The sequence below is a fragment of the Noviherbaspirillum soli genome (assembly GCF_015352955.1).
GTDB classification, from domain to species: domain Bacteria; phylum Pseudomonadota; class Gammaproteobacteria; order Burkholderiales; family Burkholderiaceae_D; genus Noviherbaspirillum_A; species Noviherbaspirillum_A soli.
The window spans coordinates 15,419-27,574 of sequence record NZ_JACYOX010000049.1 but is presented as its reverse complement, the minus strand read 5'-3'; the positions used below and the strand labels follow the sequence as shown (position 1 = coordinate 27,574).

The window sequence follows — 12,156 nt, the reverse complement described above, 5'->3', positions numbered from 1 at the left end:
TGCCCGGAGCGGGGCGCGGCTAAACTCGCTCCGCTGCGCTGCGCTCAGACAGACGCCGCACCTTTTCCCGCTCCGGGCATCGCCGACACGGCGGTACACAGACGGGGACCCGAACTGCAACTGCAACGGCCACTGCAACGGCCACTGCAACGGCAACGGCAACGGCAACGGCAACGGCAACGGCAACGGCAACTGTTGCTGCGCGTACGTCAAAAGCAACTGCAATGATTCCGGGCGCAATACCGCAAGGCTCCTGCCCCGCCGACCGCTGCCACCCCACGCGATCCCGCGAAGAACCTTTCAACCAAACGACCAAAGGAACAGCATGCCAAGAGTATTCATCACCGGCGCCTCCAGCGGGCTGGGCATGGCGCTGGCGCGGGAATACGCCGCGCGCGGTGCAGTGCTGGGCCTGGTTGCGCGCAGGGCGGACATGCTGCAGGAACTGGCAGCCTCGCTGCCCGGCGGGCCGCATCGGGTGTATGCGCTGGATGTGACCGAGCATGCCGCGCTGGCAGCGGCTGCCGATGACTTCCTGCAGGCCGTTGGCGGCGTCGACATCGTCATCGCCAATGCCGGCGTCTCGGCCGGCACGCTGACCGAGCTGGCCGAAGACCTGCCGGTGTTCGAGCGCATCGTGGCCACCAATCTGACCGCGATGGTCGCCACCTTCATGCCCTTCATCCATGCCATGCAGCGCCAGGCGCAGGCAGGCGAACAGGGCTGCCGGCTGGTGGGCGTCGCCAGCGTGGCCGGCATGCGCGGCCTGCCGGGCGCTGCCGCCTACAGCGCTTCGAAGGCCGCGGTCATCAGCTATTGCGAGTCGCTGCGGCTGGAGATGCGGCGCCATGGCATCCGCGTCGTCACGATCGCGCCCGGCTATATCGATACGCCGATGACCCGCTCCAATGCCTATCCCATGCCCTTCCTGATGCCGGCCGGGCGCTTTGCCGCCCGGGCCGCGGAGGCGATCGCCGCCGGCGTCAGCTATCGTGTGATTCCATGGCAGATGGGGATAGTGGCCAGGCTGCTGCGGCTGCTGCCGAACTGGCTGTACGATCTGGCATTTTCCCGTGCGCCGCGCAAGGCGCGGCAGAAACAGGAGCAGGCATGAATCTGATTGACGCCATCGGCGCACGCCATGGCCCGGTAGCCCCCGGCGCCGCGCCACGCATCGTATCGCTGGTGCCGTCGGTGACCGAGCTGCTATGCGATCTCGGACTGGCGGGCTGGCTGGTCGGGCGTACCGGCTTCTGCATCCATCCCGCTGACACCGTCGGCGCGATACCCAAGGTGGGTGGCACCAAGGACGTGAACATCGAGAAGATACGCCGGCTGGCGCCGACGCACCTGGTGGTCAACATCGATGAAAACGAAAAGCCGACCGTGGACGCGCTGGCGGCATTCATTCCGCACGTGATCGTCACCCATCCGCTGGGGCCGCGCGACAACCTCGCCTTGTACCGGCTGCTGGGCGGGATTTTCAATGCGGGACAGGCAGCCGAGCGCCTGTGCACCGAATTCGAGCAGGAACATGCCGCGCTGCAGGCATGCCCGACGCAGCCGGTGCGCCAGGTGCTGTACTGCATCTGGCAGGACCCGTGGATGACGGTGTCGCGCGACACCTATATCGCCCGCATGCTGGAGCTCGCCGGCATGCGGCAATGGCAGGCGCCCGGCAATGACAGTCGTTATCCGGTGTTTGCCTGGTCGGACGCGCTGGTGGACGGCATCGACGAGATACTGCTGTCGTCCGAGCCCTATCGCTTCACCGAGGCGCATGTGGACGCGATCGAGCGCCAGACCGGCAAGCCTGCGCGGCTGGTGGATGGCGAGATGATGTCCTGGTATGGCAGCCGGGCGATTGCGGGATTGCGCTATCTGCACAGCCTGAGGGACTGACAACCCGGTCGGCAGTGTGATGCGGGATGAGCAGGCAGTGCGGCCAGGCGGCTCTCTGCGCCGTCCCGGCCCGCGGCAACTACTTTTGCCGGTTGATCCTGACCAGCATCCGGATCATTTCCCGGGCGATCACCTGGTAATGCTCGTCGAGACGCTGCAGGTCCGCGATCAGCTTGACGTCGGCCGAGTCGAAGCGCGATGCCGGATCGCCGCCGGCCATGGTCTGGGCGTCGTCGCCGCCGCCGAAGCGCAGCCACTCGGCGGGCACGCCCAGCCATTGCGCCAGCGTGCGCAGCTTTTCCTGCGTCGGAATGGCTTCACCTACCAGCCACTTGCGCGCAGCATGGACGGTGATAGGCCTTCCGGCGAATCGGATGTTGAATTCCCGCGCAAGCTGCGTCGGGCTGTCGGGTGAGTAATCCGCGTTCCTCAGCGCCATTTGCAGACGGCCGCTGAAGTCTTCTCGTTCGATGGATGCTTTCATTAGGGCAAACTATTCCATGTTGGGGCGTGACAGTCAGTCTTTTCGGGGTGGTTACTTCATGTCAGTGCGGTCGTGTGACCGTTACCGAAAAAAAAGTCGCCGCCGAATGGAAAGCGTGTTGTCGGGTCGCATACCCTTTTTACTATAGGTAGATGCGGCCCGGCTGCACAACGGTAATGCGGGGTTGTTTGCGCGAAGTCGTGTTTCCCTTTGTCAGCAGGCGCAATGCGGCCATTTCAGGCACGCAGGAAACGCACGATGCCATCGCTATCCAGCCGGCGGCGCAGGGCGCCGTCGAACCACAGCTTGTGCAGATGCGCCAGCGCCTCGCCCATCGCGAAACTGATCTGGTGCGAATCCAGCGGGCGCGGAAACATGATGGGCACGATGTCGCTGGCCGACTGCGGCGCGCTGCAGGCCTCCATGACCTCATCCAGCCTGGCCGCGTGATGGTCGCGCAGCTGGCCGATGCGCACATGCAGGCCGCGAAACGGCTTGCCGTGCGAGGGCAGCACCAGGGTGTCGTCCGGCAGGTCGGCATAGGCTGACAGCGAGTCGAGGTATTGCTGCACCGGATTGGATTCCGGCTCCACGGCGAATACCGAGACATTGGTGGAGATGCGCGGCAGCACCATGTCGCCGGCGATCAGGATGTTGCGCCTGGCGCTGTAGAGCGCGATATGCTCCGGCGAATGGCCAAAGCCGGCGATGGCGCGCCATTCGTCGCCGCCGATCTGCAGCAGCTGGCCGTCATGCAGCCGGCGATAGCTCTGCGGCACCGACGGCACCAGCCGGGCATAGTAGGCGCGGCGCGCCCCGAGCTGCTCCAGCAGGTCGGGGTCGGTCAGGCCGTGGCGCGCGAAATGCGGCACCATGGCCGTGCCTTCCACGCCAGGCAGCGAGGCCGCCATCATGCGGGCGAAGCCGAACTCGCCGGTGCTCATCCACAATGGCGCATTCCAGCGCTGGCACAGCCAGTCGGCCAGGCCGACATGGTCCGGATGGCAGTGGGTGACCAGCACCCGGATGATGGGCAGGCCGCGCAGTTCGGTGGCGAAGATGCGTTCCCAGGCCTCGCGGGTGGCGTCGCTGGAAATGCCGCAGTCGATCACGGTCCAGCCGCGCACCGGGCCGGTTTCGGTCTCGATCTCGTCTTCCAGCAGCCACAGGTTGATGTGGTTCAGCGCAAAGGGCAGGCCCATGCGCAGCCAGCGCAGGCCGGGTGCAATCTCCAGGGTGGAACCAGTGTCGGGCAGGGCTTCGCCCAGCGGGTAATCAAGTTGCGCTTCGAGAGGATTCATGGCGTCGGAAGGAAGGAACGGGCGGAAGCGGCAGGATTCACATTTGCGGCAGGCCCGCCTACAATGGGCAGTCGGTTGACGTTTACGTAAACTTACTTTGAACGCGCATTCTAGGCCACCAGCCCGTTTTCTGCAGAGAACACTTCATGCCCACCTATACCATCACCGAACTTGCCCGGGAATTCGACATCACGCCGCGCGCCATCCGGTTCTATGAGGATCAGGGCTTGCTCACGCCGAAACGGGAGGGCGCCGGCGGCCGCACCCGGGTCTACAGCGCGCGCGAGCGCACCCGCCTGAAGCTGACGCTGCGCGGCAAGCGCCTGGGCCTGACGCTGTCTGAAATCAAGAGCCTGGTCGACATGTACGAGTCGCCCAAGGATTCGGCGGCGCAGCTGAACCGTTTCCTGCTGGTGCTGGCGCGGCACCGGGAAATGCTGGAACAGCAGCGCGAGGACCTGGAAGTCACGCTGGCCGAAATCGCCGCCCATGAGGAGCACTGCCGCAGCATGCTGGCCGGCGAGAAACCAGCCGGCGAGGACAAGCCTGCGAAAAAGGCAGCGGCCAAGCGCAGCGCCCGGCAGACCGAGAATGCCTGACTGCCGCGTCGATCTGACTTGACGTTTACGTCAACGTCAACGCGGCGTATCATCCCCACCAACCTTCATTCCCCCCTTCAGCGAGGCAGCAATGATCAATCTCCCGGGTTTAACCTTCGACCATGGCGAAGACATCGCCGCGCTGCGCGAGACGGTGCAGCAGTTCGCGCAGGACCAGATCGCGCCGCGCGCCGCCGAGATCGACCGCACCGACCAGTTCCCGATGGACCTGTGGAAAAAGATGGGCGAGCTGGGCCTCTTGGGCATTACGGTGGATGAGGAGTACGGCGGCAGCGCCATGGGCTACCTGGCCCACATCGTGGCCATGGAGGAAATCTCGCGCGCCTCGGCCTCGGTCGGCCTGTCCTACGGCGCGCATTCCAACCTGTGCGTGAACCAGATCCGCCGCAACGGCAGCGACGGGCAGAAGGCCAGGTACCTGCCCAAGCTTATCTCCGGCGAGCACGTCGGCGCGCTGGCCATGTCGGAGCCGAATGCCGGCTCGGACGTGGTGTCGATGAAGCTGCGCGCCGACTTCCGTGGCGACCGCTGGGTGCTCAACGGCAGCAAGATGTGGATCACCAACGGCCCGGATGCGGATGTGCTGGTGGTGTATGCCAAGAACGATATCGAGGCCGGCCCGCGCGGCATGACGGCCTTCCTGATCGAGAAGGGCTTCAAGGGTTTCTCGGTGGCGCAGAAGCTCGACAAGCTGGGCATGCGCGGCTCGCACACCGGCGAGCTGGTGTTCCAGGACTGCGAGGTGCCGGCGGAAAATGTGCTGGGCGGGCTGGGGCGCGGCGTGAACGTGCTGATGTCGGGGCTGGACTACGAGCGCACGGTGCTGTCGGGCGGGCCGCTGGGCATCATGTCGGCCTGCATGGATGCGGTGGTGCCGTATGTGCATGACAGGAAGCAGTTCGGCCAGCCGATCGGCGAGTTCCAGCTGATGCAGGGCAAGCTGGCCGACATGTATTCGACGATGATGGCCTGCCGGGCGTATGTGTACGCGGTGGGCCAGGCCTGCGACCGGGCGAAGACGCCGGACGCGGTGCGGGCCTTGAGGAAGGACGCGGCCGGCGCGATTTTGTACTCGGCGGAGAAGGCGACCTGGATGGCGGGCGAGGCGATCCAGGCGCTGGGCGGCAACGGCTACATCAACGAATATCCGGTGGGGCGGCTGTGGCGCGATGCCAAGCTCTACGAGATCGGCGCCGGCACCAGCGAGATCCGGCGCATGCTGATCGGCCGCGAACTGTTCGCCGAAACCCGGTAAGCTGCGGTGCAGCAAAGTTCGATACACTCCGGGGATATTTTCTTTCAGCAGGCGCGGGCCATGAAGAACACGTTCCCGAAACTCCTGTCGTCGCAGATTGCATTCGACATCGCGCGCACGGTGCTTGACGGCTTCGACAAGCACTACCGGCTGTTCCGCAAGACCAGCATGGCGGGCAAGCAGCTTTTCGAGCAGGCCGACTGGCTGGCGCTGCAGCGGAGCGCGCGCGACCGCATCGCCTTCTACGACAGGCGGGTGCAGGAATGCGTGCAGGCGCTGGAAGACGAATACGACCCGGAAGACCTGACCGACAGCGTCTGGCGCGAGGTCAAGCTGCACTACATCGGCCTGCTGACCAACCACAAGCAGCCGGAACTGGCGGAAACGTTTTTCACCTCGGTCTGCTGCCACATCCTGCACCGCAGCTACTTCCACAACGACTTCATCTTCGTGCGGCCGGCGGTATCGACCGACTACATCGAGCCGGACGAGGCCACGCCGGTCTACCGCGTCTATTACCCCGGCACCGACGGCCTGCGCTATACCCTGAAGCGCATCATCACCAACTTCCAGCTGGCCTGTCCGTTCGCCGACCTCGACCGCGATGTCGGCCTGATCGAAGCGCGGCTGCAGTCCCTGTTCGGCGCCGCGCCGGCCGAAGCCAATCTGCAGATCCAGGTGCTGGCCGGCCTGTTCTACCGCAACAAGGCTGCCTATGCGATAGGCAAGGTCATCAATGGCAACCGGGAAGATCCGTTCGTGCTGCCCATCCTGCATGGACCCGATGGCCTGTATGTCGATACCGTGCTGTATGACCGTTCGCAGGTGATGGTGATGTTCTCCTTTACCCGCGCCTACTTCCTGGTCGACATGGAAGTGCCGTCGGCCTATGTGCATTTCCTGCGCACCCTGATGCCCAGCAAGCCGCGCAGCGAGATCTACACGGTGCTGGGCCTGCAGAAGCAGGGCAAGGCGCTGTTCTACCGCGACTTCCTGCATCACCTGCGCTATTCATCGGACCGCATCGATATCGCGCCCGGCATCCGCGGCCTGGTGATGGTGGTATTCGCGCTGCCGTCCTTTCCCTATGTGTTCAAGGTGATCAAGGACTTCATACCGGCGCCCAAGGACACCACGCGCGCGCTGGTCAAGGAAAAGTACCAGCTGGTGAAGAACCATGACCGGGTGGGCCGCATGGCCGACACGCTGGAGTATTCCAACGTCGCCTTCCCGCGTTCTCGCATCACCGACGAGCTGCTGGCCGATTTGAAGAAGGTGGCGCCGTCGGTGGTCGAGGAAGAGGGCAGCCAGGTCATCATCCGCCATCTGTACATCGAGCGGCGCATGACGCCGCTGAATATCTGGCTGTCCAATGCCGACAAGGCCGGCGACGACGACGCCATCGAGCATGGCGTGGTGGAATACGGCAATGCGATCAAGGAGCTGGTGGCGGCCAACATCTTCCCCGGCGACATGCTGTACAAGAACTTCGGCGTCACCCGCCATGGCCGCGTGGTGTTCTACGACTACGACGAGATCGAGTACATCACCGACTGCAACTTCCGCCGGATTCCGGCGCCGCGCAACGAGGAAGATGAAATGTCGGACGAGCCCTGGTATCCGGTGGCGAAGAACGACGTTTTCCCGGAACAGTTCGGCACCTTCTTGTTGGGCAATCCCAAGGTGCGCAAATATTTTCTGAAGCATCATGCAGACCTGTTCAGTCCCGAGTACTGGCAGGCGCGCAAGGAGCGCATTCTTTCCGGCTACATGGAAGATGTGTTCCCGTATCCGCAGTCCTGCCGTTTCCATCAGCAACGGCAGGCGCAATCCTCATTGACTAACCCGGCGGCGCAAGCCGCCTAATGGAGAGAGAAACATGAACGACCCCATCGTTATCGTCGGCGCCGCACGCACCCCCATGGGCGCATTCCAGGGCGACTTTTCTGCGCTGTCGGCCAGCGACCTGGGCGCAGTGGCGATCCGCGCCGCGGTCGAGCGCGCCGGCGTGCCGGCCGACCAGGTGCAGGACGTCCTGTTCGGCAACTGCCTGATGGCAGGCCAGGGCCAGGCTCCGGCGCGCCAGGCGGCGATCAAGGCCGGCATCCCGGTATCCGCCGGCGCGGTCACGATGTCCAAGATGTGCGGCTCGGCGATGCAGGCGGTGATCTACGGCCATGATTCCATCGTTGCCGGCACCAATGAGGTGGTGGTGGCGGGCGGCATGGAATCGATGACCAATGCCCCTTACCTGATCCCGAAGGCGCGCGGCGGCTACCGCATCGGCCACGGCATGATGTACGACCACATGATGCTGGACGGCCTCGAAGACGCCTATGAGAAGGGCCGCTCGATGGGCACCTTCGCCGAGGAATGCGTGGCCAAGTACCAATTCTCGCGCGCCGACCAGGACGCATTCGCGATCGACTCGGTCAAGCGCGCGCAGGCCGCCACCGCCGACGGCTCCTTCCAGTGGGAGATCGCGCCGGTGACGGTGCCGGGCCGCAATGGCGACACCGTGATCGACAAGGATGAAGGCCCGCTGAAGGCCAAGCTGGACAAGATCGGCGCGTTGAAGCCCGCCTTCAAGAAGGACGGCACCATCACCGCCGCATCGTCCTCCTCGATCAACGACGGCGCCGCCGCGGTGGTGCTGATGCGTGAATCCACCGCGAAGAAGCTGGGCTGCACGCCGCTGGCGAAAATCGTCGCGCATACCCGTCATTCGCAGGAACCGAACTGGTTCACCACCGCGCCGGTCGGCGCGATCGCCAAGCTGTATGAAAAGACCGGCTGGAACACCAGGGAAGTCGACCTGTTCGAAGTCAACGAGGCATTCGCCGCGGTGGCAATGGCGGCGATGAACGAGCATGGCATCCCGCACGACAAGATCAACATCCACGGCGGCGCCTGCGCGCTGGGCCATCCGATCGGCGCATCGGGCGCTCGCATCATCGTCACGCTGATTGGCGCGCTGAAGAAGACCGGCGGCAAGCGCGGCGTGGCGGCGCTGTGCATTGGCGGCGGCGAAGCCACCGCGATGGCCATCGAGATGATGTAAGTCATGCCGGCCGCACTGGTGATGGGCGCCTCGCGCGGCATCGGCCGGGAACTGGTGCGCCAGTTGCTGGCCGCCGGCTGGCAGGTGCATGCCACCGCGCGCGCGGACGCGGCGCTGGCCGAGCTGCAGGCGGCCGGTGCGATGCCGCTGAAGCTGGACGTGACCCGGCCGGAGTCGCTGGCCGGGCTGGGCTGGCAGCTAGACGACGTCAAGCTGGACCTGGCGATCTACGTTGCCGGCGTCTATGGCCCGCCGCACCAGGGCGCGACCGCGCCGCCGACCCAGGCCGACTTCGATGCCGTGATGCATGCCAATGTGCTGGGAGCGATGCAGGCATTGCCGCTGGTGGCGCCGATGGTGGAGCAGGCGGGTGGCCGCTTCGTGGTCATCAGCAGCGAGATGGGCAGCGTCGGCGAAACGGAGAGCAGCCATGGCTGGATCTATCGTGCGTCCAAGGCTGCGCTGAACATGGCGATGAAAAGCGCCTCCTTCGATTATCCCAAGGCGACCTTGCTGACGATGTCGCCGGGATGGGTGCGGACCGACATGGGAGGCGAGGGGGCGGCGCTGGCGGTGGAAGACAGCGTGGCGGGGATGCTGAAGGTGATCCTGGCGCGGCGGCGCGAGGAGAGCGGCAGCTTCTGGAGCCATGCCGGAAGGCAGGTGCCGTGGTGAGGGCAGCGCCATGCAGATTCGTAGGGTGCAATACCCGAAGGGCATTGCACCGTGGGCAATGGGGTGCAAGTTTCAATGCAATCCCCTGGGTTGATTAACGGATTCGGTGCAATGCCCTGTCGGGTATTGCACCCTACGAGTTGCAGTTGCAGTTGCAGTTGCAGTTGCAGTTGCAGTTGCAGTTGCAGTTGCAGTTGCAGTTGCAGTTGCAGTTGCAGTGGCTTTTGTTGTTGACGTTGCCTTTGAAGTGGCCGTTGCCGTTCAGTCCCGTTGAGCGCGCCGTGACGGCGATGCCTGAAGCGGATAAGGTGCGGCGTCTGTCTGAGCGAAGCGCAGCGGAGCGAGTTTAGCCGCGCCCCGCTTCAGGCATCGACGGCACGGGAACCCCGCGCAGCGGGGCGCGATCACCGGGTCGCCTTTTCTTGCCTACTTCTTTTGGCGAAGCAAAAGAAGTAGGTCGCCCGCCGGGGCGAACACCCGGCCTGGTCATGACGACAGTGCAGTGGCCTTGGGTCACCAGGGGTAAGGCGTCACTGCGAAGCAGCAGTTGCTTTTGAAGTTAGGGTTGCTTTGAGCCGGACATAAGTCAACTTCAACACCGACAGTGCTGCCCAGGCATTGCCAGGTGACGCAATGCGGCTGCACTGCCGTGGAGACAAGCCGGGAATCCGTCCCGGCGGCCGGGTCACTTTTTTTGCTTCGCCAAAAAAAGTAACCAAAAAAAGGCGACCCGGTGATCGCGCCCCGCTGCGCGGGGTCCCCGTGTCAGCGGTACCCGGAGCGGGGCGCGGCTAAACTCGCCAAGCTGCGCTTGGCTCAAACAGACGCCGCACCTTTTCCCGCTCCGGGCACCGCTGACACGGCGCGCTCAACGGGACTTAACTGCAACTGCAACTGCAACTGCAACTGCAACTGCAACTGCAACTGCAACTGCAACTGCAACTGTCGCTGCGCGTAAGTCAAAAGCAACGGCAACGGCAACGGCAACGGCAACGGCAACGGCAACGGCAACTGTCGCTGCGCGTAACTGCATCAATGATGTCGCCATCGCGACCAACCAGAAAGGAGACCTTTTCATGGTCCTATCAGAACAGCACCAGATGATCCGCGATGCCCTCCGTACCTTCTCCCGAGAGCGGCTCGCCCCGAACGCTGCCCGGTGGGACCGCGAGCATCATTTTCCGAAGGAGGAACTGAAGGAGCTCGCCACCCTCGGCGCCTTCGGGGTCGCGGTGCCGGAGGATCTGGGCGGTGCGGGACTGGATTATGTCGCCTTGGCGCTGGTGCTCGAAGAAATCGCCGCCGGCGACGGCGGAACCTCGACCGTGATTTCAGTGAATAACTGCCCGGTATGCAGCATCGCGATGATGTATGCCAGCCCCGCCCAGCAACAGCAGTGGCTGCGCCCGCTGGCACAGGGCGAGATGCTGGGCGCGTTCTGCCTGACCGAGCCGCATGCCGGCAGCGATGCCTCGTCTCTGAAGACGACGGCCGTGCGCGATGGCGACCATTACGTGCTCAACGGCGTCAAGCAGTTCATCACCAGCGGCAAGCATGCCGATGTCGCCATCGTAATGGCCGTGACTGACAGGGAGGCGGGCAAGAAGGGCATCAGCGCGTTCTGGGTGCCTACGGCAACGCCTGGCTACATCGTGGCGCGGCTGGAAGAGAAGATGGGCCAGCATTCCTCGGACACCGCGCAGATCATCTTCGAGGACTGCCGGGTGCCGGCGCAGAACCTGATCGGCGAGGAGGGCATGGGCTATCGCATCGCGCTGTCCGGCCTCGAAGGCGGCCGCATCGGCATTGCCTCCCAGGCGGTCGGCATGGCGCGCGCGGCGTTCGAGGCGGCGCTGGCTTATGCCAGGGAGCGCACCAGCTTCGGCCAGACGCTGTTCGGGCACCAGGCAGTGCAGTTCCGGCTGGCCGACATGGCCACGCAGATCGAGGCGGCGCGGCAGATGATCCTGCATGCGGCCAGCATGAAGGATGCCGGGCTGGCCTGCCTGAAGGAAGCGGCGATGGCCAAGCTGTTCGCCACCGAGATGGCCGAGCGGGTGTGTTCGGATGCGATCCAGGTGCATGGCGGCTACGGCTACGTCAGCGATTTTCCGGTCGAGCGCATCTACCGCGACGTGCGCGTCTGCCAGATCTACGAGGGAACCAGCGACATCCAGAAAATACTGATTGCCCGCGCGCTGGGCTGAAAGCGCGACCCATAACGACAAGGAGACTTCCATGGCCGGACCAATCGACTTCTACTTTGACTTTTCCTCGCCCTATGCCTATTTCGCCGCCAGCCGCATCGAGCAGCTGGCGGTCGACAACGGCCGGCTGGTGCAATGGCATCCGGTGCTGCTCGGCGTGGTGTTTCGCACCGTCGGCACCGCGGCGCTGACCAGCTACCCGCTCAAGGGCGAGTATTCCTTCCATGATTTCGAGCGCACTGCGCGCTTTCACGGCATACCGTACAATCGGCCGCCGCGTTTTCCGCTGCCAACCCAGGTCGCCGCCCGCGCCATGCTGTGGACCGCCGAACACGTCGGCGAGGCGCGCGCCATCGAACTGGCGCAGGCGCTGTTTCGCGCCATGTTCGTCGATGGCGTGGCGATCGACGAGGAAAAGGAAGTGATCAAGGTCGGCGCCGCGCTCGGCCTGGACCCGGATGCGCTGGCGGCCGGGCAGGACAGCGCGCCGGTGCGCGAGCGGCTGCGCGCCGAAACCCAGGATGCGCTGGCGCGCGGCGTGTTCGGCGCGCCCTTCATGATCGTGGATGGGGAATCTTTCTGGGGATTCGATCGTTTCAACCAGCTCGACGCCTTTCTCAAGGGCGCCCTGCAACGTACAGGAGAATAAGG

At 64.5% G+C, this 12,156-nt stretch carries 13 protein-coding genes; 10 read left to right on the top strand and 3 right to left on the bottom strand.

Annotation, left to right across the window (positions count from 1 at the left end; all coding sequences use genetic code 11):
• The first annotated feature begins 325 nt into the window (after positions 1-325).
• Together IGW04_RS23105 and IGW04_RS23100 are read left to right on the top strand one after the other, a co-directional pair.
• Positions 326-1,114, top strand: coding sequence for an SDR family oxidoreductase (locus tag IGW04_RS23105; protein ID WP_194715459.1), 789 nt, complete (start codon positions 326-328; stop codon positions 1,112-1,114).
• A complete protein-coding gene (locus IGW04_RS23100; RefSeq protein WP_194715458.1) occupies positions 1,111-1,902 on the top strand; it encodes a helical backbone metal receptor in 792 nt (263 codons plus the stop codon). Before IGW04_RS23105 ends, IGW04_RS23100 begins: the two co-directional genes overlap by 4 nt.
• A 79-nt stretch (positions 1,903-1,981) precedes the next feature.
• Here IGW04_RS23100 and IGW04_RS23095 read toward each other — a convergent pair whose 3' ends face one another.
• Positions 1,982-2,386: a hypothetical protein gene (locus tag IGW04_RS23095; protein ID WP_194715457.1), complete on the bottom strand. Its 405-nt coding sequence runs from the start codon at positions 2,384-2,386 to the stop codon at positions 1,982-1,984.
• A gap of 236 nt (positions 2,387-2,622) precedes the next feature.
• Complete coding sequence (locus IGW04_RS23090) at positions 2,623-3,687, bottom strand: MBL fold metallo-hydrolase (RefSeq protein ID WP_194715456.1); 1,065 nt, start codon at positions 3,685-3,687, stop codon at positions 2,623-2,625.
• 146 nt (positions 3,688-3,833) lie between these two features.
• Between IGW04_RS23090 and IGW04_RS23085 the strand changes: the two genes are divergently transcribed.
• The 6 genes from IGW04_RS23085 (at position 3,834) to IGW04_RS23060 (ending at position 9,648) form a co-directional block, all read left to right on the top strand.
• Positions 3,834-4,286 carry a MerR family transcriptional regulator gene (locus tag IGW04_RS23085; RefSeq protein WP_194715455.1) on the top strand — a complete coding sequence of 151 codons (453 nt, stop codon included), beginning with the start codon at positions 3,834-3,836 and terminating at the stop codon, positions 4,284-4,286.
• Positions 4,287-4,377: 91 nt separating this feature from the next.
• Positions 4,378-5,562, top strand: a complete 1,185-nt coding sequence (locus tag IGW04_RS23080; RefSeq protein WP_194715454.1) for an isovaleryl-CoA dehydrogenase — start codon at positions 4,378-4,380, stop codon at positions 5,560-5,562.
• Positions 5,563-5,622: 60 nt separating this feature from the next.
• Positions 5,623-7,428, top strand: a complete 1,806-nt coding sequence (gene aceK / locus IGW04_RS23075; protein WP_194715453.1) for a bifunctional isocitrate dehydrogenase kinase/phosphatase — start codon at positions 5,623-5,625, stop codon at positions 7,426-7,428.
• A 13-nt stretch (positions 7,429-7,441) separates the two neighbouring features.
• Positions 7,442-8,623 carry an acetyl-CoA C-acetyltransferase gene (locus tag IGW04_RS23070; RefSeq protein WP_194715452.1) on the top strand — a complete coding sequence of 394 codons (1,182 nt, stop codon included), beginning with the start codon at positions 7,442-7,444 and terminating at the stop codon, positions 8,621-8,623.
• 3 nt (positions 8,624-8,626) lie between these two features.
• Positions 8,627-9,298, top strand: coding sequence for an SDR family oxidoreductase (locus IGW04_RS23065; protein ID WP_194715451.1), 672 nt, complete (start codon positions 8,627-8,629; stop codon positions 9,296-9,298).
• A gap of 146 nt (positions 9,299-9,444) precedes the next feature.
• Positions 9,445-9,648, top strand: a complete 204-nt coding sequence (locus IGW04_RS23060; protein WP_194715450.1) for a hypothetical protein — start codon at positions 9,445-9,447, stop codon at positions 9,646-9,648.
• Positions 9,649-10,166: 518 nt separating this feature from the next.
• On the opposite strand, the gene IGW04_RS23055 is transcribed toward IGW04_RS23060, so the two are convergent.
• Positions 10,167-10,376: a hypothetical protein gene (locus IGW04_RS23055; RefSeq protein ID WP_194715449.1), complete on the bottom strand. Its 210-nt coding sequence runs from the start codon at positions 10,374-10,376 to the stop codon at positions 10,167-10,169.
• Between IGW04_RS23055 and IGW04_RS23050 the strand changes: the two genes are divergently transcribed.
• Positions 10,375-11,505 (top strand): acyl-CoA dehydrogenase family protein, encoded by a 1,131-nt coding sequence (locus tag IGW04_RS23050; RefSeq protein ID WP_194715448.1) that lies wholly within the window; start codon positions 10,375-10,377, stop codon positions 11,503-11,505. The two genes, IGW04_RS23055 and IGW04_RS23050, sit on opposite strands and share 2 nt — an antisense overlap.
• A gap of 31 nt (positions 11,506-11,536) precedes the next feature.
• Positions 11,537-12,154 carry a 2-hydroxychromene-2-carboxylate isomerase gene (locus tag IGW04_RS23045; RefSeq protein ID WP_194715447.1) on the top strand — a complete coding sequence of 206 codons (618 nt, stop codon included), beginning with the start codon at positions 11,537-11,539 and terminating at the stop codon, positions 12,152-12,154.
• Positions 12,155-12,156 lie beyond the last annotated feature (2 nt).

Excerpts from the sequence above, each read along its gene's own strand:
- IGW04_RS23070 (WP_194715452.1), top strand. The coding sequence starts at position 7,442 with ATGAACGACCCCATCGTTATCGTCGGCGCCGCACGCACCCCCATGGGC.
- IGW04_RS23055 (WP_194715449.1), bottom strand. The coding sequence starts at position 10,376 with ATGAAAAGGTCTCCTTTCTGGTTGGTCGCGATGGCGACATCATTGATG.
- IGW04_RS23100 (WP_194715458.1), top strand. The coding sequence starts at position 1,111 with ATGAATCTGATTGACGCCATCGGCGCACGCCATGGCCCGGTAGCCCCC.
- IGW04_RS23065 (WP_194715451.1), top strand. The coding sequence starts at position 8,627 with ATGCCGGCCGCACTGGTGATGGGCGCCTCGCGCGGCATCGGCCGGGAA.
- IGW04_RS23095 (WP_194715457.1), bottom strand. The coding sequence starts at position 2,386 with ATGAAAGCATCCATCGAACGAGAAGACTTCAGCGGCCGTCTGCAAATG.
- IGW04_RS23090 (WP_194715456.1), bottom strand. The coding sequence starts at position 3,687 with ATGAATCCTCTCGAAGCGCAACTTGATTACCCGCTGGGCGAAGCCCTG.
- IGW04_RS23085 (WP_194715455.1), top strand. The coding sequence starts at position 3,834 with ATGCCCACCTATACCATCACCGAACTTGCCCGGGAATTCGACATCACG.
- IGW04_RS23045 (WP_194715447.1), top strand. The coding sequence starts at position 11,537 with ATGGCCGGACCAATCGACTTCTACTTTGACTTTTCCTCGCCCTATGCC.
- aceK (WP_194715453.1), top strand. The coding sequence starts at position 5,623 with ATGAAGAACACGTTCCCGAAACTCCTGTCGTCGCAGATTGCATTCGAC.
- IGW04_RS23105 (WP_194715459.1), top strand. The coding sequence starts at position 326 with ATGCCAAGAGTATTCATCACCGGCGCCTCCAGCGGGCTGGGCATGGCG.
- IGW04_RS23050 (WP_194715448.1), top strand. The coding sequence starts at position 10,375 with ATGGTCCTATCAGAACAGCACCAGATGATCCGCGATGCCCTCCGTACC.
- IGW04_RS23080 (WP_194715454.1), top strand. The coding sequence starts at position 4,378 with ATGATCAATCTCCCGGGTTTAACCTTCGACCATGGCGAAGACATCGCC.